We start from the raw sequence: 22420 nt of genomic DNA on the forward strand, positions 1-22420 counted from the left end.
ATAATTAATGTATATAGTGTTCTACTCTTCCAATCTGATATCCAAGCCCAAACCTTTAAGTTCGTGCATCAATACGTTGAAAGATTCTGGCAATCCAGGTTCTGGCATGGTCTCGCCTTTTACGATGGTCTCGTAGGTCTTGGCCCTTCCGATAACATCATCCGACTTAACGGTCAATATCTCCCTAAGGGTAGATGATGCGCCGTAGGCTTCCAATGCCCAAACTTCCATCTCTCCAAAACGCTGACCACCAAACTGTGCCTTACCACCCAATGGTTGCTGAGTGATCAATGAGTATGGTCCAATAGATCTTGCGTGCATCTTGTCGTCTACCATGTGACCTAGTTTCAACATGTAGATGACACCAACGGTTGCACGTTGGTCAAAACGCTGACCTGTTCCACCGTCATATAGGTAGGTGTGTCCAAATCTTGGTACGCCTGCTTCATCGGTAAGCTTGTTGATTTCATCCAATGAGGCTCCGTCGAAAATCGGGGTCGCATATTTTTGACCCAATTTTTGTCCGGCCCAACCCAATACGGTTTCGTAGATCTGACCAATGTTCATCCTTGATGGTACACCAAGTGGGTTCAATACAATGTCCACAGGGGTTCCGTCTTCCAAGAATGGCATATCCTCTTGACGAACGATACGCGCCACAATACCTTTGTTACCATGACGACCGGCCATTTTATCACCTACTTTAAGCTTACGCTTTTTGGCGATATAAACTTTGGCCAACTTCATGATACCTGCAGGAAGCTCATCCCCTACGGAGATGGTAAATTTATCCCTTCTCAGGTTACCTTGAATATCGTTCAATTTGATTTTGTAGTTGTGCAACAAGTCGGCAACCAAAGCATTGGTAGCGTCATCTGTTGTCCAACTTCCGCCGACCAAGTGAGCAAAATCGTCCACAGCGTTCAACATTTTAATGGTGTATTTCTTTCCTTTTGGAAGTACTTCTTCACCCAAATCGTTGATTACGCCTTGCGATGTTTTTCCGCTGATCAAACTGAACAATTTCTCGATCAATTCATCTTTCAGTTGTTGGAACTTCACTTCATAGTCCATCTCCAATCTGGCGATGGCCTCTTTATCCTCGGAACGTTTTCTCTTGTCCTTAATGGAACGGGAAAACAATTTCTTGTCGATAACCACACCTCTCAATGATGGAGAAGCTTTCAAGGAAGCATCTTTTACGTCACCCGCTTTGTCACCAAAGATGGCACGTAACAATTTTTCTTCAGGAGTTGGGTCGGATTCTCCTTTAGGAGTAATCTTACCAATCAAAATATCTCCTGGCTTCACTTCGGCACCGATACGGATCATACCATACTCGTCCAAGTCCTTGGTTGCCTCTTCGGATACGTTTGGAATATCGTTTGTCAATTCCTCTGCACCCAATTTGGTATCCCTTACTTCAAGAGAGTACTCATCTACGTGTATAGAGGTAAAGATATCCTCGCGAACCACTTTTTCAGAGATTACGATCGCATCCTCAAAGTTATATCCTTTCCAAGGCATAAAGGCTACCTTCATGTTTCTACCCAAGGCCAATTCACCTTTTTCGGTAGCATAACCTTCACAAAGTACCTGACCTTTTTTCACCTTGTCGCCTTTTCTTACGATAGGCTTCAAGTTGATACTGGTTCCTTGGTTTGTTTTTCTGAACTTCACCAATTGGTACGTCTTAGAATCCTCATCAAAGCTTACCAATCGCTCTTCATCAGTTCTATCGTACTTAATGGTGATTTTCTGTGCATCAACATACTCAACAACTCCATCTCCTTCTGCATTGATCAATACTCGAGAATCCGTTGCTACTTGTCTTTCCAAACCAGTACCTACGATCGGAGAATCCGGTCTCAACAATGGAACAGCCTGACGCATCATATTCGATCCCATCAAGGCACGGTTCGCATCATCGTGCTCCAAGAAAGGAATCAAGGATGCGGAAATGGATGCAATTTGGTTCGGTGCAACGTCTGTGTACTTCACCTCTGTTGGATCCACAACCGGGAAATCGCCTTCTTCACGGGCAATTACCTTTTCTCTTTCAATAGTGCCATCTTCTGCCAATGGAATATTGGCTTGGGCAATCTTCATTCCTTCTTCTTCCTCTGCACTTAGGTACATGTGGTTTTTGGTGTCCACTTTACCATCTTCAACTTTGCGGTAAGGAGTTTCCAAGAAGCCCATATTGTTCACCTTGGCAAATACGGACAAAGAAGAAATCAAACCAATGTTCGGTCCTTCAGGTGTCTCAATGGGACACAATCTTCCGTAGTGGGTATAGTGAACGTCACGCACCTCAAAACCAGCTCTTTCACGGGAAAGACCTCCTGGTCCTAGTGCGGATAATCTTCTTTTGTGTGTAATCTCTGCCAACGGGTTGGTCTGATCCATGAACTGGGACAACTGGTTGGTTCCGAAGAAGGAATTGATCACGGATGACAATGTCTTCGCGTTGATCAAATCGATCGGGGTAAACACCTCGTTGTCACGAACGTTCATACGCTCACGGATGGTACGTGCCATACGCGCCAAACCTACACCAAATTGTGAGGACAATTGCTCACCTACGGTTCTTACACGACGGTTGGACAAGTGATCGATATCATCAATCTCCGCTTTGGAGTTGATCAACTCGATCAAATACTTGATGATAGTGATGATATCTTCCTTGGTCAACACTTGTTTGTCCATTCCGATATCCAAGCCCAATTTCTTGTTCATTCTGTAACGCCCTACTTCACCTAAGTTGTAACGTTGGTCGGAGAAGAATAATTTGTCGATAATACCGCGAGCTGTTTCCTCATCTGGCGGCTCGGCATTACGTAATTGTCTGTAAATGTGTTCTACCGCTTCCTTTTCAGAGTTGGTAGGGTCTTTTTGCAAAGTGTTGTGGATAATGGCGTAATCGGATTGTGCATTGTTCTCCTTGTGAAGAAGGATAGTCTTCACATCGGCATCAATGATCTCATCGATATGCTCTTTTTCCAAAACGGTATCACGATCAAGTACAATTTCGTTTCGTTCGATGGAAACCACTTCTCCCGTATCCTCATCCACGAAATCCTCATGCCATGTGTTCAACACCCTGGCGGCCAATTTACGGCCCAATACTTTTTTAAGTCCGGTCTTGGAAACTTTCACTTCTTCCGAAAGGTCGAAGATTTCCAAAATATCCTTGTCCCTCTCAAAGCCAATGGCACGGAACAAAGTGGTTACCGGTAATTTTTTCTTCCTATCGATATAGGCATACATCACCGAGTTGATATCGGTGGCAAATTCAATCCAAGATCCTTTGAAAGGAATTACCCTGGCTGAATATAGTTTTGTTCCATTTGCATGGAAAGATTGTCCAAAGAAAACCCCTGGAGATCTATGCAATTGGGATACTACAACGCGTTCTGCTCCGTTGATTACAAAAGTTCCACTAGGAGTCATGTAAGGGATGGTACCCAAATACACATCCTGTACGATAGTTTCGAAATCTTCATGTTCTGGATCGGTACAGTACAATTTTAAACGCGCCTTTAAAGGTACGCTATAAGTAAGTCCACGCTCTATACATTCTTGGATGGAATATCTTGGTGGATCAATGAAGTAATCCAAAAACTCAAGTACAAACTGGTTTCTGGTATCTGTGATTGGAAAATTCTCCATGAAGGTGTTGTAGAGACCTTCGTTTCCTCTTTCGTCAGATTTAGTTTCAAGCTGGAAAAAGTCTTGGAACGATTTTATCTGAATGTCCAAGAAATCCGGATATTCCGGTATGTTCTTAGCGGATGCGAAATTAACTCTTTCAATAGTGTTTGTGAACATCTATGGACAAATTTTGATCGTGAATACTATGTGGGTTCGTGTATGGCTTTATACACTCCTTATATAAATAGGCTAAGGTCTAACCAAAAATGGAAAGACCTTAACCAAGTTCTAATGGGAAAAGCGATTATTTAAGCTCAACTTCTGCTCCTGCTTCTTCCAATGATTTTTTGATACCTTCTGCCTCATCTTTGGCAACACCTTCCTTAACAGCTTTTGGTGCGCTGTCAACGATTTCTTTAGCGTCTTTTAGTCCAAGACCGGTCAATTCCTTAACCAATTTCACTACTGCCAATTTAGAACCACCGGCAGCTGTAAGGATTACATCAAATTCTGATTTTTCCTCAGCAGCTTCACCTTCACCTCCACCAGCGGCAGCACCACCAGCAACGGCTACTGCAGCAGCAGCAGGCTCGATACCATATTCTTCTTTTAAAATGTCGGCCAACTCATTTACCTCTTTTACTGTAAGGTTTACCAACTGTTCTGCAAAATCTTTTAAATCTGCCATTTTTCTATCGTTTAATAAAAATGTTTAAAAATATACTTAGTTTATTGTGCGCGAATTATTCTTTCTCAGATAAGGTTTTAAGGATACCTGCCAATTTACCGCCTCCGGACTTAAGTCCAGAAATAACATTTTTGGCCGGTGATTGCAACAATCCGATGATATCCCCGATAACTTCCTCTTTGGACTTGATGTTAACAAGTGCGTCAAGGTTGTTGTCCCCAATGTAGATGGCCTCTTCAATAAAGGCTCCTTTCAATACGGGCTTTTCTGATTTTTTTCTAAAGTTCTTGATAAGTTTCGCAGGTGCGTTCCCTGTTTCGGACAACATCAATGATGTATTGCCTTTCAACACTTCGGGAAGTTCACCAAATTCCTTATCAGAAGCTTCCATTGCTTTTGCAAGCAAGGTGTTCTTTACGACCGCAAGCTTAATGTTCGCCTTAAAACACGCTCTTCTCAAATTGGAGGTGTCCACGGCATTCAACCCCGATATATCCGCCAAGTAAATGTTAGGATTATCAGTCAACTGTGCAGTCAAGTCTTTTATTACTGTTGCTTTTTCTTCTCTTGTCATAGTTAAAAAAATTGGACTACCAGTTATTGAACTGCTTTTGGATCTAATTGAATACTAGGACTCATGGTACTGGACAAGTAAATACTTTTCATGTACACACCTTTTGCAGCAGATGGCTTCATCTTCACCAAGGTATCAATCAATTCCCTAGCATTTCCTGCGATTTTGTCCGCAGAGAATGAAGCTTTTCCGATTGCAGCGTGTACAATACCAGTTTTGTCCACTTTAAAGTCTATTTTACCGGCCTTAACATCGGATACTGCCTTGGCCACATCCATAGTTACAGTTCCAGTCTTTGGATTGGGCATTAAACCTCTAGGCCCCAAAATTCTACCTAATGGCCCCAGTTTGCCCATAACGCTTGGCATGGTGATGATTACATCAACATCGGTCCAACCGCCTTTAATTTTCTCCAAATATTCGTCCAACCCTACAAAGTCAGCACCAGCTTCTTTAGCTTCTGCTTCTTTGTCTGGAGTCACCAATGCCAAAACTTTTACGTCTTTACCTGTTCCGTGAGGAAGGGTAACAACGCCCCGCACCATCTGATTTGCTTTTCTTGGATCTACACCCAAACGAACAGCCAAATCAATGGAAGCGTCAAATTTTACATTGGTTATTTCTTTTACTAAAGCTGATGCCTCTTCCAAAGAATAGAGTTTGTTCTTATCTATTTTGGATTGGGCTTCTTTTTGCTTTTTAGTCAATCTTGCCATTTCTTAATTGCTTTAAGATTTTAAAAAGGTCTCTGTCCGGCTATTTTCAAGCCCATGGATCTTGCAGTACCCGCAACCATACTCATTGCAGATTCTACGGTAAAAGCATTAAGGTCTACCATTTTGTCCTCAGCGATTGCTTTTACTTGATCCCAGGTTACTGAACCGTTTTTAACCCTGTTAGGTTCGCCAGATCCTTTTTTAATCTTAGCTGCTTCCATCAATTGAACTGCCGCAGGTGGTGTTTTTACAACGAAATCGAAAGATTTGTCTTTGTAAACGGTGATAACAACAGGTAAAACCTTACCTTGTTTGTCCTGCGTACGAGCATTAAACTGCTTACAGAACTCCATGATGTTAACACCAGCAGCACCTAAGGCGGGTCCAACCGGTGGCGATGGGTTCGCAGCACCTCCCCTAACTTGTAATTTAACTACCTTATCTACTTCTTTTGCCATTGTTTCTAATTAAATTTAAAGTGTGTCAATTGGAAGCAACACAGCTTTATATATGTAACAGCTCTTGTTATACTTTTTCAACTTGCATATAGCTTAGCTCCAATGGTGTCTTTCTTCCGAAAATCTTCACCATTACTTCCAGCTTACGCTTTTCTTCATTGATTTTTTCAACAGTTCCATTGAATCCATTGAAAGGTCCATCAATAACCTTAACCGTTTCACCCAACACGAATGGAATCGCAACGTTGTCTGTATTGACAGCCAACTCGTCCACTTTTCCTAGCATACGGTTCACTTCGGATTTTCTTAAAGGAATTGGATCACCACCCTTAACTTCGCCCAAGAAGCCAATTACATTGGTGATGGAACGAATGATATGCACCATTTCTCCGCCAAGGTTAGCCTTTATCATGATATATCCTGGAAAGTAAACACGCTCTTTGTTGATTTTCTTTCCGTTCCTGATCTGAACAACTTTTTCGGTAGGCACCAGAACCTCTTCGAGATAATCGCCAAAACCTGCACGCTCTACCTCGCTTTCGATATAGCCTTTGATCTTGTTCTCTTGACCACTGACCGCTCTAACTACATACCATTTTTTCTCCAGAACCTCAGACATATCAACCGACCTTTATCCTATTAATTTTTCAAAATACAATGTGATCAAATTACTGAACAAGGAATCCACACCCCATGTTGCCAAGGCAAACAAGATAGAAAACACTGCAACGATTACCATAAGATTGGAAGCTTTACTTCTCTCCAACCAAGTAACATTGTTCTTAAGCTCTTCGAATGATTCCTTTATGTAAGTGACCATATTTTTTGTATTTAACTTGCACGGGAGGAGAGACTCGAACTCCCGACACCTGGTTTTGGAGACCAGTGCTCTACCAACTGAGCTACACCCGTTTATAATTACACTGAAAGGTATCCCGAGAAAATCGGAACACCCTTGAGTGCAATTTTATTATAAATTGAATCTTAATCTAGAATCTCAGTAACCTGACCGGCACCTACTGTTCTACCACCCTCACGGATAGCGAAACGTAGACCTACGCTACAAGCTACAGGCTGAATCAAATCCACGGTAATTGTCAAGTTATCACCTGGCATTACCATTTCAACACCGTCAGGCAAGTTAATGTTACCAGTAACATCAGTAGTTCTCAAATAGAACTGAGGACGGTAGTTGTTATGGAATGGAGTGTGACGTCCACCTTCTTCTTTTTTCAAGATATAAACCTCAGCTTTGAATTTAGCGTGTGGCTTAACAGAACCTGGCTTACAGATAACCATACCTCTTTTGATATCGGATTTCTCGATACCTCTCAAAAGAAGACCTACGTTATCACCAGCTTCTCCTCTATCCAAAATCTTACGGAACATCTCAACCCCCGTGATAGTGGAAGTCAATTTCTCAGCACCCATACCGATGATATCAACAGGGTCACCTGTATTGGCAACACCAGTTTCGATACGACCAGTGGCAACAGTACCCCTACCTGTAATGGTAAACACATCTTCGATTGGCATAAGGAAGTCTTTATCAACTTCACGCTCTGGCTCCTCGATCCACTCATCAACAGCTTTCATCAACTCCATAACCGTGTCAACCCACTTTTGCTCACCGTTCAAAGCACCAAGTGCAGAACCAGCAATAACAGGACCATTGTCACCATCGTACTCGTAGAAAGAAAGCAATTCTCTAACCTCCATTTCAACAAGCTCCAAGAGCTCTTCATCATCCACCATGTCAACTTTGTTCAAGAAAACAACGATACGTGGAATACCTACCTGACGTCCCAAAAGGATGTGCTCACGAGTTTGTGGCATAGGACCATCTGTCGCAGCAACAACCAAAATAGCACCGTCCATTTGAGCAGCACCAGTAACCATGTTCTTTACGTAATCCGCGTGACCAGGACAGTCAACGTGTGCGTAGTGACGGTTTTCTGTTTGGTACTCAACGTGTGAAGTGTTGATTGTAATACCTCTTTCTTTTTCTTCAGGAGCGTTGTCAATAGAATCAAAGCTTCTTGTTTCAGACAAACCTGCGTTGGCCAATACAGTGGTAATAGCAGCGGTCAATGTAGTTTTACCGTGATCCACGTGTCCAATGGTACCAATATTTAAGTGCGGTTTGGAACGATCAAAAGTTTCCTTTGCCATTTTAAATAATTTTAATCTTAGTTTATATTAGTGTACAAATCGTTTTTGAGCCAATGACGGGATTTGAACCCGTGACCTCTTCCTTACCAAGGAAACGCTCTACCCCTGAGCTACACCGGCCTATGGGTTATCAGGTTTAGAGTTTAAAGTTACAAGTCTAGCTCGTCAAAACTTCAACCTTCGTCTTGAAACCAAAGTTTCAAGTTTAGAGCGGGAGACCGGGTTCGAACCGGCGACATTCAGCTTGGAAGGCTGACGCTCTACCAACTGAGCTACTCCCGCATTTTTTCTGGACTTTCATCCAAAGATTCCAATATTTCAAAAAACCTTATTTCCCAGCTGTTCCGACGAACAACTTTTGTGGGGGGAGCAGGATTCGAACCTGCGAAGGTAAAAACCAACAGATTTACAGTCTGTCCTCGTTGGCCGCTTGAGTATCCCCCCGCCTTAATTTTCAGTAACTTACGAGCCGATAGAGGGACTCGAACCCACGACCTGCTGATTACAAATCAGCTGCTCTAGCCAGCTGAGCTATATCGGCATTTCACCGCTTTTTACTCACTAAAAAAGCCCGCTATTTCTAACGGACTGCAAATGTATATATTTATATTTTAATTCAAAATAAATTTTGAAAAATTTTCATCACGCTTTCGCCCTCAGTTTTTCCTTCTTTTTTACCAACTGTCTTTCCAAGGAACTACAGGCCGAATCCACAGCCTCTTCAAACGACTTACATTGTTTTTTTACCATGAATTTGTCCCGAGGGACAAACACCATGATTTCCACGATCTTATTTTCTTTAGCACTTGTGTTTTCAACTTTTAAATATACATCCGATTCAATGACCTTGTCATAGAACAATTCCATCTTGTCCATCCGTTTTTGGACAAAATCGAGGAGTTTACCATCAGCTGCAAAATTTACCGATTGTGCGTTTACTTTCATAAGACGAAGTTTTTAGTACTGTCCTGGACAGTGAAGTTAAACAATACAAGAATTTTATTTCTTGTTTCTTGGATGGGCCTTTTGGTGTGCTTTTTTTAGCTCGGCAATACTGTTATGTGTGTACACTTGCGTAGATGCCAAACTGGAATGACCCAATAATTCCTTTACGGAATTTAAATCCGCCCCCCTATTGAGCAAGTGTGTTGCAAAGGTGTGTCTGAGTATATGCGGACTCTTTTTCACCTTGGGGGACACCAAACTAAAATACTTATTTATGGTACGATAAACAAGTGTTTCATAAATTTTAAGACCTTCTTTTGTTAACAGCAAATATGTGGAATCCGATGCGTTTTCAAGTTCGGAGCGCTTGGTCAAATAGTTTTTTATCTGCTCTGTGGTAGATGGTAACAAGGGAAGAATACGTTCTTTGTTCCTTTTGCCCAAAACTTTTAATGTATGGTTGAACAGGTTTACATCCGTCACCTTTAAATTTACCAATTCGGCCCTTCGCATGCCCGTGGTGTACAAAAGTTCTATAATGAGTTTATCGCGCTCCCCTTCAAAATCTTCATCAAAAGGAATTTTGGACAGAATAGTTTCCATCTCCGTTTCAGAAAATGGAACCTCTATTTTTTTGCTGGTTTTAAGCGCCCTATGTTTCACCAATGGTGAAATGGCTATATCACCAGTCTTCAATAAAAATTTATAATAAGCCTGTAGAGAAGATATTTTTCTGTTGATGGTTCTGTTTGAAATTCCATGGTCGGACAAGTGGACGATCCAATTTCGAATCAATGGATAAGAGACGTTTTCCAGATTGGACTCCCCATGATGCTCCCTGCAGAAACCGGAGAAGGCATCAATATCCTTTTCATACGCTTTTACAGTATGCTCGGAGTAATTTTTCTCCAACCTTAAATAAGATGTAAAAGCTGATACGGACATATATCAAAGGTAGCGATTACGATTAGTCTATATCTAAAACGAAAAATCCCGTTCCAATATTGGAACGGGATTCATATATTTTGTTAAAGCGATAGCCCTATACTTCTTCTTGGTCCCTAAGACCTTGAATGTACTGTGCTTTTTGAATTTGCGCTCTACGCTCTACAGATGGTTTGGTAAACTGTTGTCTTGATCTTAACTGACGCATGGTACCTGTTCTGTCGAACTTACGTTTGAAACGCTTTAAAGCTCTATCGATGTTTTCTCCTTCTTTTACTGGTATAATTAACATGGGCTACAACCTCCTTTCTTTAAAATTTTGGTCTGCAAATATACAAATGATATTCAATGGGTAAAGAAATATTTTGCTTTTTTAAAGGCAATCTATACAATTGTCTTTTTGTATTCCTTTTTATCCACAATGATTTTAGCCAAAATCTCCTTTAGAATTTCTGAAGTACCACCACCAATGGGACCCAACCTACTATCTCGGCTCAAACGTGCCATAGGGTAATCTTCAATATAACCGTAGCCGCCCAAAAATTGAAGACAGTTGTAAATCACCTCATCGGCCATTTTGGTGGACTTTAATTTGGAAATAGTGGCTTCTTTAACAACATACGCACCTTTTTCCATTTGTGCCACTGTGGCATAATTGAATTGTTTGCACACCAACATATCCGAATACAGGTCCACCAGCCTATGCCGCAAAGCCTGAAACTGGTCTATGGTTTTGCCAAACGCTTCGCGCTCTGACATATATTGCAATGCATAGTCCAAGGCAAACTCGGCCCGTGCATGCGCATTGATACCCATTACCAACCGCTCCAAGGAAAAGGCTTCCATAATATAACCAAAGCCTTCGTTCTCCTTACCCAACAAATTGGAAGCGGGAACCTCCACATTATCAAAGGCCAATTCTGCAGTGTCGGAAGCACGCCACCCCAACTTGTTGAGCTTGCTGGCGGTGACACCCTTCGCATTCCTATCCACAACAAACATACTGATGCCCTTGTGGCCAGCATCCTTGTCCGTTTTGGCTGCAAGTACAATGTAGTCTCCGTAAACCCCGTTGGTAATAAATGTTTTAGAGCCGTTTACAATATATATATCGCCCTTCTTTTCAGCAGTGGTTCGCATAGCGGCCACATCACTCCCGCCAAAAGGCTCCGAAACCCCCAAACAACCAATTTTATCACCGAGCACACTGGGTTCTAGATAAGCTTTCTTTTGCTCATGGTCTGCCAGTTTGTTCAAATAGGTCATGGCCAAGTATTGATGCGCCCACATAGCAGCGGCAAAACCACCCGAATTGATCTTTTGTAGTTCTTCCAGAAAAATAGTGGTATAAAACAGGTCTAGGTCCAAACCCGAATAAGCCTCGGAGGTCATAAGCCCAAAAAAGCCCATCTCCCCAAACTTGTTCCAAATAGCCCTATCAATCTTTCCAGTGTCCTCCCATTCTTCAATGTGGGGAACAACTTCTTTTTGCAAAAAATCTTTTAAACTCTCCCGGAACAAATTATGCTCTTCCGTGAAGTACATATCGATCATACCACCTTATTTATAAGGACAAATATAAGGCTATTCTATCTAGTTTTCCCGTAGGAAATTTATTGACTTTACTCAATTCTTGAAATGATTGATAAGCACCATTCTTATCTCGATATGCAACAATATCAAAAGCCAATGACCTACTGATATAAACCAATTGCGATAGCTCCGCTGCACTAGCTTTATTAATATTGATTTTTTGTATCGAAGGCACCTCCAACACTTGGAACCTAAGCAAAGCTTTGTCCGCAACTTCAGGCTTTAAACCATAAACATCGTACAACTGTTCGTTTACCAAGAACCCCCCTAACCTGTCCCGAAATTTTATGATTCTTTCCGATAGTGTTTCCCCAATACCATAAATTGATTCTAAATCTTCCGTCGTTGCAGTATTCAAATCTTGGAGCTTTACTGCTGCCGGTTGTTTTGATGGGGCCTTTTTCATGGATTGATGTTTTGTAACCCAATCTGGAAACTTAAAATATGGTGAGAGTACATTTAACAAGGAATCAGAAACTTGGGTAACGGTTTGAAACTCCTTGGCCGAATTCACGAACTTGCCATCTTCACGAAAAGCAAACAATCTGTCCAATTCCAAAGTGGACAATCCCAAAGTGTACCCTTTATAATCTGTAATATAATTGGGATTGAAGGGAAAAATTTTTATGGATGCTTCAAACTGATGGTTTTTAAGACTATCCACCTTGCTTTGCTCCCCTGTATCGAGAGTAAAATTGCTTTCCCGTTGAGATGGGTTTGCTTTCACGTAATAATACCCTCCTTGAAGCACAATCGTTATCAACAATAAAAAGAAAATCCCACTCCGTTCTTGTTTATTGAACCTGAAGTGGGATTGTTTTCTCATAATATGTTTATGCTAAAACTTAACTTTTAGCCTTTTTAAAAAGTTGACCGACTTTTAATTTCTGTAAATAGCCATCCAGGTCTTTACGTACTTCACCGGACATGATGTAGAGTCCGATAATGTTCGGGAAGGACATGGCCAAGATCATCATATCGGAAAAGTCCAGCACGGCACCCAAGCTTACGGAAGCCCCCACAACCACAAATACCAAGAACAGCATTTTATAGATCATTTCGGCACGCTTGCTCTTTCCAAAAAGGTATGTCCATGCTCTCATTCCATAATAGGACCAAGAAATCATGGTCGAAAATGCGAAAAGGAACACTGCCAAGGCCAACACATAGGGGAACCAAGAGATTTGGCTACCAAAAGCATCGGAGGTCAACTGAGCACCGGCCATTCCCTCCACTTCGTGCATTCCGGTAAAGATCAATACCAAGGCCGTAAGGGTACAAACCACCACCGTATCAATAAACGGCTCCAACAAAGCAACAAAGCCTTCTGATGGGGGATGATTGGTCTTGGCGGCACTATGGGCAATGGCCGCTGAACCCACACCTGCCTCATTGGAGAAGGCCGCCCGTTGGAACCCAACCACCAAAACACCTATTATACCGCCTTTTAAGGCCGAAGGATTCAATGCTCCTTCAAAAATGGCTGAAAATGCAGGGCCAATATTTTGTATGTTCATTATAATTACTGCCAAGGCCGCTACAATGTAAACAGAGGCCATAATTGGCACTATCTTACCTGTTACCCTAGCAATACTGCTAATTCCGCCAATGATGACCACACCGACCAAAATAGCGGTAACAACACCAAACCAAAATCCGTTGCCTGCCAAAACAGGAAACTGACCTGCCAATTGTTCGAAGGACTGGTTGGCCTGGAACATATTTCCACCTCCAAAGGAGGCTCCTACAGCAAGCAGTGCAAACACTCCTGCCAATACTTTGCCAAATCCTTTCAGGTTTCTTTTTTCAAGACCATATCGCAGGTAGTTCATAGGGCCACCGAAAACACGCCCGTCAGGAAGTATATCGCGATATTTTACGCCAAGGGTGCACTCCACAAATTTGGAGGACATCCCCAACAAACCACAGATAATCATCCAAAAAGTCGCTCCTGCGCCCCCTAACGAAACGGCAACAGCAACACCGGCAATGTTTCCAAGGCCTACGGTACCAGAAACTGCAGTAGCCAACGCCTGAAAGTGGGTTACTTGTCCCGGTGCATCAGGGTCGTCATATTTTCCTTTGGCCAGGTCAATGGAATGCTTAAAGCCACGGATGTTGATGAATCCCATTCGGAGGGTAAAGAACAATGCTCCAAACACCAACCAGATTACAATAAAAGGAATCCCTTTGATAATTGGGTCGCCATTGGGATGCAACATTGGGATGGGTTCGTCATATTCGATTTGAGCAAAATAATGTGCTCCCTGTTCTATAACATGCTCCGGGTTCTGGGAGTTGTAGATTACCCCTCCCTGTTTCACCTTTTGCAAGAGTTTTCCTTTGGCGTTGGATTTTATGATTATCTCACCTCGTTTGTCACTGGATATAATTGCAATATCCTCGCCTTTGGCAACACTTGCCTTTTCTTCTTTGAGCCATTCCTTAAGCACAAATTTATCCTGGGTCTCATTGCTCCAATCGGGAATACCGATCAATTTTACATCGGCATAGGCCACAGGGTCGTATATTCCAATGGCGGCAAAGGGGTCCCAAAAAAGAACAGACCCCAAAGCGCTTACTGCCGGGGTCATGGTTCCGTTAAAAATTTCAGTAATCGATTCTGTCTCAATTTCAAACTCCTTTGTAACGGAATTGCCAGCAGCATCGGTCACAACCACACTATAGGGTATTCCTTCCACCAGCCCTTGCGCCCTTTTTGATGTGAGCGGCGTACTCTGGTTGCTCCATTTATAGGTATAGGGCTCCACCCCACCATCAACTTCAAGTTCTATGACCCCATTATTTATGTTATCGGAGACATTATAGGTTTTGCCCACTACGGTCAATTCTTGTGAGAAACCTGTGGTTAGTGCAAAAAAAGACAATAGAGTAATAAAATACTTCATATATTGAAATTAGTTAGTTTTTGGTACGGTAAAGGCAGCAATATCTAAAAAAAATTCAACGCTATCAAATTTTATGTTTTTTTAACTAACCTATCTGAAACATTTGATTTAATTTTCGTAATTGCTCCGCTACTCCAAGAGCGATCAGTTTAATTTTTGGCTGTAATGTCATATCTGCTTCTGGATTGATGATATGTTTTTCGTTCGAATCTACGTAACCTATACGTGTAAAATCAGACAGCGTTTTGTAACCGAATATCCCAAACAAGAACACCACAACTATTAAGAAAAGTGCCAATGCTATTTTGGGGCGTACCGGTCTAATCATAAATTAAAGATCAAATACGGAGGTTCTTTTGGTATAGATCAAGTCTTTAATTCGAAGCCAAAAGGCTATAAAGAGGTACAGAGCAAACCCAAAACCCAAGGTAACAAAGGTTAAATAGATAAAACTGGTACGTACCACACGGGCACGAATACCAAGCCGTTCGGCTATACGGCGACAGACCTCAAAGCCTCTTTTTTGAAAGTAATAAAGCGTATTATAAAATAAAGACATGGTTAAAATTATGTATTTCTATTCAATAATTGTGTGCCAATGGTACATTGCATACATTTATTTTTTGTGCAGTAATTATTGTATAGTTCCAATTTTGCCTGACTTTCCAGAGCATTTTGGGTTTTAGGCCCGATTTTATCAAAATTTTTAATGATGGAATTGTCTTCCTTGCTCAATTGCGATACCAATGCAATCAACTCCTCGTTCCAATCCCTTCCTACATGTTTTGCATAGCAAAACTTGAGAGGCAAAATGGTATTGATGATGACCAGGTCCACAAAATTTTTGGATAATTTCTTTACACGTTTTTTGGAGACCTTGCCAAACGTATAATGATCTTCCCAATAAGGGCTTGCACAAATTTCAAAAGCCTGATAGATGTCTTCCAGCCTGTCCAAATGCATCAATTCGGAAAAGAAATTGTGATTTCCCACATATAAATTAACCAATTGCGAAATCCGAATGGTTGGAAAGTTCATTGGCCGCAACCCAAAGAACTCTGGTTTTGATGCTGGTATATCCAAATCAAATTTACGCTGCAGATAACCATACTCCTTTTTGAGTTGCACATAGTGCGAATCAGTGCATTCATCCACTTGTAAAAGTCCAAAGTGACCAAAAAGCAAAGCTTCCAATTGCAAGGGCTCGTTGGTTGTTTTCCTCGCTATGGAAAAATCCAATTGTTGTGCCCGCTCCAAAAAATATGGTCCATTGACCTTGGAACCAAAGTTCTTGGCCAAAAGCATAAAAAGTACCGCTTCCCAATCATTCTTTGAGGTATCCAGAAGTTTCCATATCAATTTGGATTTGTGCTCCAAGCGTTCAATGTACAATCGGTGCAGCCAATTTTCCATCAAAAAGGAATCTACCTGCCTTACATCTTTTTCACAGTTGATAAAACTCGTCCGTGATTTGTTCATCAGGTTCTGGTAGCCGTCCAAGAGTGATTTGGAAACATAGTTTTTCACTTCTAAAGTGGGTATCTGCGAACCATCCTTTCTAAAAACAGCAATGTCATCCTCCCACACTACGTGGAGAATGACATTGTCATAATTTTTATCGGTTTCATGATGGTGCACATACCAATCGGAAGATTTGAGGTGCATCTCCACATTACCGGCCCAGAGCTGCCCGTCGATTTCAACTTTGGCATTAAAAAAATCGGGGCCAGCCAACCTGTTTTGGGTTCCTGGAGACCTAATTACAATAGGTTCCCCATTGCCCGTGTACAACTGTTCTGTTGGAAGCTTGTTATGCCTCCAAATAAAATAAAGTAGGTCTTCTCGCATTGATTTGGGATAAATGGAGGTCTACTCTGCTACTTCGCCTTCCCACTCCATAAAGCCACCTTCCAGGTTATAAGCATTTTCGATTCCAATACTGTTCATAATGGCACAGGCCTGTCCACTACGGTTTCCTGATCGGCAGTACACGTAATAGTTCTTGGACTTATCCAGCTTTTCCAATTCGTCCACAAACTCCTGTCCCAAATAAATATCGATGTTCGTCGAACCTGGAATATAGCCTTCTTCCACTTCTTCGGGGGTTCGTACATCCAAAATAAAGGCGTTATCATCGTTTTCCAGTTGCTCCGCCCATTCTTCTTGTGATAGATCTGACATTTTTTTCAATTTAGATTGCTACAAAAATAGTTGAATAAAACATATATGTAATAATTGCTTTTTGTACGTCATTCCGAATTCATTTCGGAATCTCATAGTACAATTAATAAATAATTTTATGAGAACCTGAAACAAGTTCAGGTTGACGAAGGTTTTGGTTATGATAAAATCTTGCAATCACAAAAAAATAAAAATCCGAAGCATTACTCCGGATTTCTTATGGTTTTATTTTGAGTTTGACTTATTGAATGCCGCATCCAATGGCTTTTGTCGTTTTAGGGTTGATTTCATTTCCTGCCAACATGGCATTCACGGCATTTTCCACGAATTTTTCGTCCACTTGTGATGCATCTTGGTAGTTATCATCAATGGCTCCAATATATTTCACCATATTTCCTGATGCTGTTTTCTCCAACAAGAAAACGTGTGGTGTGCGCGTGGCACCATATTGGGGGTATACTTTTTGGCCCTCATCCAACAAATAGGGAAAAGTGAATCCTTTTTTGGCCGCACGTTCCTTCATTTTTGCAAAACTGTCCCCTGGCTTGGCATTGGGATTGTTCGGGTTAATGGCAATAACAGGAACACCCTGCGGTTTGTACTTGGCATCCAAAGCGATTATTCTGTCTTCGTAAGCTTGGGCATACGGGCAGGTGTTACAGGTAAATATGACCAGAAAACCTTTGGCTCTATCAAAATCAGATAGCGAAACCATAGTTCCATCCACATTCTTCAAGGAGAAATCTGCTGCCATATCGCCAACTTCGTATCCTTTATCGGAATTATGCTCGGTTGCTACTTTGAACCCCATAGCAAAAGCTGCCACAAAAATCAACAGCAAAGCTGACCATCCTAAGATCTTTGTTTTTTTCATAGCTGATTAGTTTATGAATTTAGTTAACTCATTGTTCAGTTCTTCGTACGTAAAACCACGCTGGTAAAAAGTTCGCTTGTCCTTATTATATATTAAGGTAGCGGGAATACCTCCTCCCCACTCTTCGGATACCTTTGGTATCCAATCGTTTTGTTTGGGGTCGTCCAATATGACCACTTTAGATTGAATCCCCTTTTTTTCCACAAAAGGCTCCAATTGTGTCTTCCACATATTGGGCATATCCAAACTGACCAATATCACTTCAACATTATTCGTCTTTTGCTCCTCTTGCACACGTTCAAAATATGGCATCTCTTTTATGCAGGGTTTGCACCAGGTTGCCCAAAAATTAACAATGTAGGTTTTATCATCTTCCTTGTGCAACAAAGGTTCCAAACCATCAAAATCATAAATGGGGAACTTAACATCCGCACCCACTTCTTCTGCTTGAACAACCATTTCGTTCCCAGCGGATTCAACTTCTTCCTTTTTTTGACCTTTCTTTTCGGCGCAGCCCACAAAAACGGAAACCATCAACCCTAAAGCGAATAACTTATTCATTATCTGTTTTTTACACCTTTAAAAATACACAAGAGTAATTCCTTTTCCCACCATTTAACAAAATTTTATCGATCAAAAATTTGGAACGTCATCAAAAATCAACTTACATTTGTATATACAATTGTTGTTTAGACATGAATGTAGAGGAAATCATTAAAACCACAAAGAAAATCCCATTGGAGGCCAGAACGGTGATTCATATAGCGTTGGTTCAAAATAAGATCAACGAAATATTGACGGGTACCTTAAAGCCTTTTGAGGTTTCCATGCAACAATTCAATGTTCTCAGGATTTTAAGGGGACAAAAAGGCAACCCTGCCAATCTTTCCACCATAAATGAAAGGATGGTCACCAAAATGAGCAACACCACCCGTTTGGTGGACAAATTGATTGCCAAGGGATATGTCAGCCGCTGTGTTTGCCCATCGAACAGGCGTAAAGTGGAAATCATGGTTACCGAGTCGGGTTTGGAAGCTTTGTCCCAAATGGACAATGCTCTGGAAAAGGCACATGGCACCATACTAAAAAACTTCGACCAAAAAGATTTGGAACAATTAAATCAACTATTAGATAAATTTTAGACATAATGAGCAACGTATTAGAACATAGAACATGGCGCTACGCCACCAAAAAATTTGACGCTGAAAAAAAAGTATCGGACAATGATTTGGATACACTTTTGGAAGCAACACGCTTAAGTGCTTCCTCTTACGGACTACAACCTTATCACGTACTGGTTATCTCCGACCAAGAAGTAAAGGAGCAATTGAAACCTGCTTCTTGGGGACAATCACAAATTACAGATGCATCCCACATTATCGTGTTTGCAAATGCAACGGATTTCGGGGATGAATTGGTAGATGATTATTTGGTCAATGTGAGTGAAACCAGAAATATTCCTACAGAAGGCCTTAAAGGGTATTCGGATTTTATGAAATCCAAATTGATGGACCTCCCGACCGAAACCAAAAACAATTGGACCGCAAGACAGGCGTACATCGCCTTTGGAAATTTGATGCAAGCTGCAGCAGAATTGAAAATCGACACCTGCCCGATGGAAGGTTTCGAATCTGACAAATACAATGAAATTTTGGGATTGAACGACAAAAATCTCAATGCAGCCGTTGTTTTGGCCGTAGGATACCGTTCCGAAGATGATGAGACCCAGCATTTACCGAAAGTCAGAAAATCAAAAGAAGAATTATTTACACTCATATAACCCTTAAACCCTAACAATTAAAAACAGAAATTTAAAACAATCATGAAAAAGACAATTTTGAGTTTAACATTGGTTACCCTTTTTACCGCTTCCGCAGTAGCTAACCCAATTAAAAAAGAAACCAAGGAAGTAAAGACGACGGAGAGTACTGTTACCTGGAAAGGTTACAAAGTTGGAGGTTCCCACGCCGGTACCATCAGCCTTAAATCAGGTGCCTTGGAATTCGACGGTGAAAAATTGGTCGGTGGTGAGTTTGTTGTGGATATGGCAAGCATCAACACAACCGATTTGGAGGGAGAATACAAAGATAAGTTGGACGGCCATTTGAAGTCCGATGACTTTTTTGGTACGGCAAATCATCCTACTGCTAAATTGGTGTTCACTAAAGTGAAATCTACCGGTAAGAATTCTTACGACGTAACTGGCGACCTTACCATTAAAGGTACCACCGAGCCCGTAACTTTCGAAGTTTCCGTTTATGGGGACAAAGCAACTGCTTCCTTGAAAGTTGACAGAACCAAGTACGACGTAAAATACGGATCAGGTATCATTGGCACGGCCAAGGACAAATTGATCTATGACGAGTTTGATTTGGTAGTTGATCTACAGATGTAATCAACTCCTGTTTAGTGTGTGGAAATCCCGTCCGAGATATTTCTAGGGCGGGATTTTTTATTTTAAACAAAACATTGTTGCCCCGTTAAAAATTCCTCCCTATATTTGGTGCAATGATTAACAGAATAGCAAATAACTGGTGGTGGATAAACTTACGGAAAACGTCGTGAGCTAAGTCCCCATTATAACCATACAAGAGGCTTGTCATCACGACAGGCCTTTTTTAATTTATATAAGTACCAAATGAGTTACACGCTTAAGACCCATTACAAAAAAATCCTCGCGGACACCATTACCCCCGTGAGCGTTTACCTGAAGATCAGGGACAAGTTCCCCAACAGTATTCTTTTGGAAAGTAGCGACTACCACGCCAACGATAACAGTTTTTCGTATATCTGCTGCAATCCCATCGCATCCATTAAAGTGGAGAACGAAACCATAGAACAACATTTTCCAGATGGCACAAAACAAGTAACGGAAATTACACCTGAAACCGATGTTACCGAAGCTATCCATAACTTCAGCAAGCAGTTCAAAACCACCCAAAATGGTTTTAAATTCATCTACAACGGACTGTTTGGGTATATGGCCTACGATGCTGTTCGTTATTTTGAGGATGTGGAGATTTCCAAAAAGGAAGATTCCGCCGATATTCCCGACATCTATTATGCGGTATACCAAAACATCATAGCCATCAATCATTTTAAGAACGAGGCCTACTTGTTCGCACATTGTTACGACTCTGAAAGCAATGTGGAGGAAATGGAGCAGCTTTTCAACATTAGGACCTTTTCATCTTACAACTTCAATAAAGAAGGGGAACCCGAATCCAACCTAAAAGATGAGGATTACAAAGAACTGGTGGAGTTGGCCAAAAAACATTGTCAGCGTGGCGATGTATTCCAATTGGTACTCTCCAGAAGGTTCAAACAAAAATTCAAGGGAGACGAGTTCAATGTGTACCGGGCACTTCGCTCCATCAACCCTTCCCCTTACCTATTCTATTTTGATTACGGCGACTTTAAAATATTCGGAAGCTCCCCAGAAGCACAATTGATTGTAAAGGAGGGCAAGGCAGAGATCCATCCCATTGCAGGAACCTATAAACGTACCGGAAATGATGAAAAAGATGCAGAACTCGCCAAAAAGTTGGCACAGGACGAAAAAGAAAACAGCGAACACGTAATGCTCGTAGACCTTGCCCGAAACGATTTGAGCCGCAACGGAAACACCGTAAACGTGGAAACCTATCGTGAAGTTCAATATTTCTCCCACGTTATCCACCTGGTGTCCAAAGTAACGGGACAAAAGAAAAAGGACAGTACTACCATGAAAGTGGTCGCCGATACCTTTCCCGCTGGGACTTTGAGCGGGGCCCCCAAGCATATGGCCATGCAGCTCATTGAAAAGTACGAAAAAACAAGTCGTTCCTATTATGGCGGCGCCATCGGGTTTATGGATTTTGAAGGCAACTTTAACCACGCCATTATGATCCGAACTTTCTTGAGCAAGGACCACGAACTATATTACCAAGCAGGGGCAGGTTTGGTGGCAGCTTCCAATCCTGATGACGAACTCCAAGAAACCTACAATAAATTGGGCGCATTGACCAAAGCGCTGGAAATAGCCGAAACAATCTAAGCATGGGAAGAAAGATTTTAATGATAGACAACTACGATAGCTTTACCTACAACTTGGTACACTATCTGGAAGATTTGAATTGTGAGGTGACCGTAAAACGGAACGACCAGCTCACTTTGGACGAAGTGGAACCGTTTGAATACATTGTGCTTTCCCCTGGACCTGGAATTCCGGATGAAGCAGGGCTTTTAAAGGAAATCATCAAGACATACGCGCCAACCAAACGTATTTTTGGGGTGTGTTTGGGGCTTCAGGCCATTGGCGAAGTATTCGGAGGTACCTTGATCAATTTGGACCAAGTATATCATGGAGTGGACACCACCATAACCGTGACCAAGGACGACCCTATTTATAAAGATATGCCCAAAACAATTCAGGTGGGCAGATATCATTCTTGGGTTGTGGACCCCGATTTACCGGAGGTATTGGAAACCACCGCGGTAGACGAAAACGGGCAGATCATGTCGCTTCGACATAAAGAATACGATGTTACGGCAGTGCAGTTTCACCCTGAATCCGTATTGACCCCCGAAGGCAAACAAATGTTGAAGAATTGGTTGGAAAGCTAGCAATACGTCATTCCTGCTGTCATCCTAAGTGCAGTCGATGGAAAGGCAGGAATCCAAATAAATCAAATTTGAATGTAAGATTCCGTATCAAAAGCGGAATGACAAA

25 protein-coding genes and 5 tRNA genes are annotated in these 22420 nt (G+C 41.6%); 5 read left to right on the forward strand and 25 right to left on the reverse strand.

From position 1 onward, the window contains the following. Window positions 1-21: 21 nt before the first annotated feature. The 25 genes from rpoB to GO009_RS13920 form a co-directional block, all read right to left on the reverse strand. Window positions 22-3831, reverse strand: a complete 3810-nt coding sequence (rpoB, locus tag GO009_RS13800) for a DNA-directed RNA polymerase subunit beta (RefSeq protein WP_163626885.1) — start codon at window positions 3829-3831, stop codon at window positions 22-24. 127 nt (window positions 3832-3958) lie between these two features. Continuing rightward, entirely contained in the window at window positions 3959-4342 is a 384-nt protein-coding gene (rplL, locus tag GO009_RS13805; protein WP_014033483.1) for a 50S ribosomal protein L7/L12, read from the reverse strand. 55 nt (window positions 4343-4397) lie between these two features. Further along, window positions 4398-4916, reverse strand: a complete 519-nt coding sequence (gene rplJ / locus GO009_RS13810) for a 50S ribosomal protein L10 (protein ID WP_163626887.1) — start codon at window positions 4914-4916, stop codon at window positions 4398-4400. A gap of 23 nt (window positions 4917-4939) precedes the next feature. Then, window positions 4940-5632 carry a 50S ribosomal protein L1 gene (gene rplA, locus GO009_RS13815; protein WP_163626889.1) on the reverse strand — a complete coding sequence of 231 codons (693 nt, stop codon included), beginning with the start codon at window positions 5630-5632 and terminating at the stop codon, window positions 4940-4942. 20 nt (window positions 5633-5652) lie between these two features. Next, window positions 5653-6090 (reverse strand): 50S ribosomal protein L11, encoded by a 438-nt coding sequence (rplK, locus tag GO009_RS13820; RefSeq protein WP_163626891.1) that lies wholly within the window; start codon window positions 6088-6090, stop codon window positions 5653-5655. Window positions 6091-6157: 67 nt separating this feature from the next. Further along, window positions 6158-6709 carry a transcription termination/antitermination protein NusG gene (gene nusG, locus GO009_RS13825; RefSeq protein ID WP_014033479.1) on the reverse strand — a complete coding sequence of 184 codons (552 nt, stop codon included), beginning with the start codon at window positions 6707-6709 and terminating at the stop codon, window positions 6158-6160. A gap of 12 nt (window positions 6710-6721) precedes the next feature. Next, window positions 6722-6910: a preprotein translocase subunit SecE gene (gene secE, locus GO009_RS13830; protein WP_127138518.1), complete on the reverse strand. Its 189-nt coding sequence runs from the start codon at window positions 6908-6910 to the stop codon at window positions 6722-6724. A gap of 19 nt (window positions 6911-6929) precedes the next feature. Continuing rightward, a tRNA-Trp gene (locus tag GO009_RS13835) sits at window positions 6930-7002 on the reverse strand. A gap of 72 nt (window positions 7003-7074) precedes the next feature. After that, window positions 7075-8262, reverse strand: coding sequence for an elongation factor Tu (tuf, locus tag GO009_RS13840; protein ID WP_163626893.1), 1188 nt, complete (start codon window positions 8260-8262; stop codon window positions 7075-7077). A gap of 48 nt (window positions 8263-8310) precedes the next feature. Then, window positions 8311-8382: transfer RNA gene (locus GO009_RS13845), tRNA-Thr, on the reverse strand. A gap of 89 nt (window positions 8383-8471) precedes the next feature. After that, window positions 8472-8544, reverse strand: a tRNA-Gly gene (locus tag GO009_RS13850). Window positions 8545-8623: 79 nt separating this feature from the next. Then, window positions 8624-8706 (reverse strand) — tRNA-Tyr (locus tag GO009_RS13855). 23 nt (window positions 8707-8729) lie between these two features. Continuing rightward, window positions 8730-8803, reverse strand: a tRNA-Thr gene (locus GO009_RS13860). 101 nt (window positions 8804-8904) lie between these two features. Next, a complete protein-coding gene (gene raiA, locus GO009_RS13865; protein ID WP_127138516.1) occupies window positions 8905-9207 on the reverse strand; it encodes a ribosome-associated translation inhibitor RaiA in 303 nt (100 codons plus the stop codon). Between the two features lie 54 nt (window positions 9208-9261). Beyond that, window positions 9262-10152 carry a tyrosine-type recombinase/integrase gene (locus GO009_RS13870; RefSeq protein ID WP_163626895.1) on the reverse strand — a complete coding sequence of 297 codons (891 nt, stop codon included), beginning with the start codon at window positions 10150-10152 and terminating at the stop codon, window positions 9262-9264. A 97-nt stretch (window positions 10153-10249) separates the two neighbouring features. Further along, entirely contained in the window at window positions 10250-10444 is a 195-nt protein-coding gene (rpsU, locus tag GO009_RS13875) for a 30S ribosomal protein S21 (protein WP_090299076.1), read from the reverse strand. 92 nt (window positions 10445-10536) lie between these two features. Beyond that, window positions 10537-11706: an acyl-CoA dehydrogenase family protein gene (locus GO009_RS13880; protein ID WP_163626897.1), complete on the reverse strand. Its 1170-nt coding sequence runs from the start codon at window positions 11704-11706 to the stop codon at window positions 10537-10539. 10 nt (window positions 11707-11716) lie between these two features. Then, window positions 11717-12571, reverse strand: a complete 855-nt coding sequence (locus GO009_RS13885; RefSeq protein ID WP_163626899.1) for a helix-hairpin-helix domain-containing protein — start codon at window positions 12569-12571, stop codon at window positions 11717-11719. 19 nt (window positions 12572-12590) lie between these two features. Then, on the reverse strand, window positions 12591-14654 hold the full coding sequence (locus tag GO009_RS13890; RefSeq protein WP_163626901.1) for an amino acid carrier protein: 2064 nt from the start codon (window positions 14652-14654) through the stop codon (window positions 12591-12593). Window positions 14655-14739: 85 nt separating this feature from the next. Next, a complete protein-coding gene (locus tag GO009_RS17535; protein WP_203532461.1) occupies window positions 14740-14982 on the reverse strand; it encodes a hypothetical protein in 243 nt (80 codons plus the stop codon). A gap of 3 nt (window positions 14983-14985) precedes the next feature. Then, window positions 14986-15213, reverse strand: a complete 228-nt coding sequence (locus GO009_RS13900; protein WP_014033469.1) for a PspC domain-containing protein — start codon at window positions 15211-15213, stop codon at window positions 14986-14988. A gap of 8 nt (window positions 15214-15221) precedes the next feature. After that, a complete protein-coding gene (locus GO009_RS13905; RefSeq protein WP_163626904.1) occupies window positions 15222-16502 on the reverse strand; it encodes a DUF2851 family protein in 1281 nt (426 codons plus the stop codon). 21 nt (window positions 16503-16523) lie between these two features. Continuing rightward, the gene (locus GO009_RS13910) at window positions 16524-16835 is read right to left on the reverse strand and encodes a rhodanese-like domain-containing protein (RefSeq protein WP_163626906.1); all 312 of its coding nucleotides are present in this window, start codon (window positions 16833-16835) and stop codon (window positions 16524-16526) included. Window positions 16836-17076: 241 nt separating this feature from the next. Continuing rightward, window positions 17077-17709, reverse strand: a complete 633-nt coding sequence (locus tag GO009_RS13915; protein WP_163626908.1) for a thioredoxin family protein — start codon at window positions 17707-17709, stop codon at window positions 17077-17079. Between the two features lie 6 nt (window positions 17710-17715). Continuing rightward, window positions 17716-18270, reverse strand: a complete 555-nt coding sequence (locus GO009_RS13920; protein WP_163626910.1) for a TlpA disulfide reductase family protein — start codon at window positions 18268-18270, stop codon at window positions 17716-17718. 134 nt (window positions 18271-18404) lie between these two features. On the opposite strand from GO009_RS13920, the gene GO009_RS13925 reads away from it, so the two are divergent. The 5 genes from GO009_RS13925 (at window position 18405) to GO009_RS13945 (ending at window position 22314) form a co-directional block, all read left to right on the forward strand. Beyond that, window positions 18405-18851 carry a MarR family winged helix-turn-helix transcriptional regulator gene (locus GO009_RS13925; RefSeq protein WP_163626912.1) on the forward strand — a complete coding sequence of 149 codons (447 nt, stop codon included), beginning with the start codon at window positions 18405-18407 and terminating at the stop codon, window positions 18849-18851. A gap of 5 nt (window positions 18852-18856) precedes the next feature. Beyond that, window positions 18857-19489 carry an NAD(P)H-dependent oxidoreductase gene (locus tag GO009_RS13930; RefSeq protein ID WP_163626914.1) on the forward strand — a complete coding sequence of 211 codons (633 nt, stop codon included), beginning with the start codon at window positions 18857-18859 and terminating at the stop codon, window positions 19487-19489. 42 nt (window positions 19490-19531) lie between these two features. Further along, window positions 19532-20104 carry a YceI family protein gene (locus GO009_RS13935; RefSeq protein WP_163626916.1) on the forward strand — a complete coding sequence of 191 codons (573 nt, stop codon included), beginning with the start codon at window positions 19532-19534 and terminating at the stop codon, window positions 20102-20104. Between the two features lie 243 nt (window positions 20105-20347). Next, window positions 20348-21745, forward strand: coding sequence for an anthranilate synthase component I family protein (locus GO009_RS13940; RefSeq protein WP_163626918.1), 1398 nt, complete (start codon window positions 20348-20350; stop codon window positions 21743-21745). A gap of 2 nt (window positions 21746-21747) precedes the next feature. Next, window positions 21748-22314 (forward strand): aminodeoxychorismate/anthranilate synthase component II, encoded by a 567-nt coding sequence (locus tag GO009_RS13945; RefSeq protein ID WP_163626919.1) that lies wholly within the window; start codon window positions 21748-21750, stop codon window positions 22312-22314. Window positions 22315-22420 lie beyond the last annotated feature (106 nt).

The organism is Allomuricauda sp. TY007 (assembly GCF_010468565.1).
Lineage (GTDB): Bacteria > Bacteroidota > Bacteroidia > Flavobacteriales > Flavobacteriaceae > Flagellimonas.

What these genes read in the sequence shown, in the direction of transcription:
- secE (WP_127138518.1), bottom strand. Translation starts at nt 6,910, where the DNA reads ATGGTCACTTACATAAAGGAATCATTCGAAGAGCTTAAGAACAATGTT.
- rpsU (WP_090299076.1), bottom strand. Translation starts at nt 10,444, where the DNA reads ATGTTAATTATACCAGTAAAAGAAGGAGAAAACATCGATAGAGCTTTA.
- tuf (WP_163626893.1), bottom strand. Translation starts at nt 8,262, where the DNA reads ATGGCAAAGGAAACTTTTGATCGTTCCAAACCGCACTTAAATATTGGT.
- GO009_RS13910 (WP_163626906.1), bottom strand. Translation starts at nt 16,835, where the DNA reads ATGTCAGATCTATCACAAGAAGAATGGGCGGAGCAACTGGAAAACGAT.
- GO009_RS13900 (WP_014033469.1), bottom strand. Translation starts at nt 15,213, where the DNA reads ATGTCTTTATTTTATAATACGCTTTATTACTTTCAAAAAAGAGGCTTT.
- GO009_RS13935 (WP_163626916.1), top strand. Translation starts at nt 19,532, where the DNA reads ATGAAAAAGACAATTTTGAGTTTAACATTGGTTACCCTTTTTACCGCT.
- GO009_RS13870 (WP_163626895.1), bottom strand. Translation starts at nt 10,152, where the DNA reads ATGTCCGTATCAGCTTTTACATCTTATTTAAGGTTGGAGAAAAATTAC.
- GO009_RS13940 (WP_163626918.1), top strand. Translation starts at nt 20,348, where the DNA reads ATGAGTTACACGCTTAAGACCCATTACAAAAAAATCCTCGCGGACACC.
- GO009_RS13880 (WP_163626897.1), bottom strand. Translation starts at nt 11,706, where the DNA reads ATGATCGATATGTACTTCACGGAAGAGCATAATTTGTTCCGGGAGAGT.
- rpoB (WP_163626885.1), bottom strand. Translation starts at nt 3,831, where the DNA reads ATGTTCACAAACACTATTGAAAGAGTTAATTTCGCATCCGCTAAGAAC.
- GO009_RS13890 (WP_163626901.1), bottom strand. Translation starts at nt 14,654, where the DNA reads ATGAAGTATTTTATTACTCTATTGTCTTTTTTTGCACTAACCACAGGT.
- GO009_RS13945 (WP_163626919.1), top strand. Translation starts at nt 21,748, where the DNA reads ATGGGAAGAAAGATTTTAATGATAGACAACTACGATAGCTTTACCTAC.
- raiA (WP_127138516.1), bottom strand. Translation starts at nt 9,207, where the DNA reads ATGAAAGTAAACGCACAATCGGTAAATTTTGCAGCTGATGGTAAACTC.
- rplL (WP_014033483.1), bottom strand. Translation starts at nt 4,342, where the DNA reads ATGGCAGATTTAAAAGATTTTGCAGAACAGTTGGTAAACCTTACAGTA.
- rplJ (WP_163626887.1), bottom strand. Translation starts at nt 4,916, where the DNA reads ATGACAAGAGAAGAAAAAGCAACAGTAATAAAAGACTTGACTGCACAG.
- rplA (WP_163626889.1), bottom strand. Translation starts at nt 5,632, where the DNA reads ATGGCAAGATTGACTAAAAAGCAAAAAGAAGCCCAATCCAAAATAGAT.
- GO009_RS13915 (WP_163626908.1), bottom strand. Translation starts at nt 17,709, where the DNA reads ATGAAAAAAACAAAGATCTTAGGATGGTCAGCTTTGCTGTTGATTTTT.
- GO009_RS13905 (WP_163626904.1), bottom strand. Translation starts at nt 16,502, where the DNA reads ATGCGAGAAGACCTACTTTATTTTATTTGGAGGCATAACAAGCTTCCA.
- GO009_RS17535 (WP_203532461.1), bottom strand. Translation starts at nt 14,982, where the DNA reads ATGATTAGACCGGTACGCCCCAAAATAGCATTGGCACTTTTCTTAATA.
- GO009_RS13885 (WP_163626899.1), bottom strand. Translation starts at nt 12,571, where the DNA reads ATGAGAAAACAATCCCACTTCAGGTTCAATAAACAAGAACGGAGTGGG.
- GO009_RS13920 (WP_163626910.1), bottom strand. Translation starts at nt 18,270, where the DNA reads ATGAATAAGTTATTCGCTTTAGGGTTGATGGTTTCCGTTTTTGTGGGC.
- GO009_RS13930 (WP_163626914.1), top strand. Translation starts at nt 18,857, where the DNA reads ATGAGCAACGTATTAGAACATAGAACATGGCGCTACGCCACCAAAAAA.
- nusG (WP_014033479.1), bottom strand. Translation starts at nt 6,709, where the DNA reads ATGTCTGAGGTTCTGGAGAAAAAATGGTATGTAGTTAGAGCGGTCAGT.
- GO009_RS13925 (WP_163626912.1), top strand. Translation starts at nt 18,405, where the DNA reads ATGAATGTAGAGGAAATCATTAAAACCACAAAGAAAATCCCATTGGAG.
- rplK (WP_163626891.1), bottom strand. Translation starts at nt 6,090, where the DNA reads ATGGCAAAAGAAGTAGATAAGGTAGTTAAATTACAAGTTAGGGGAGGT.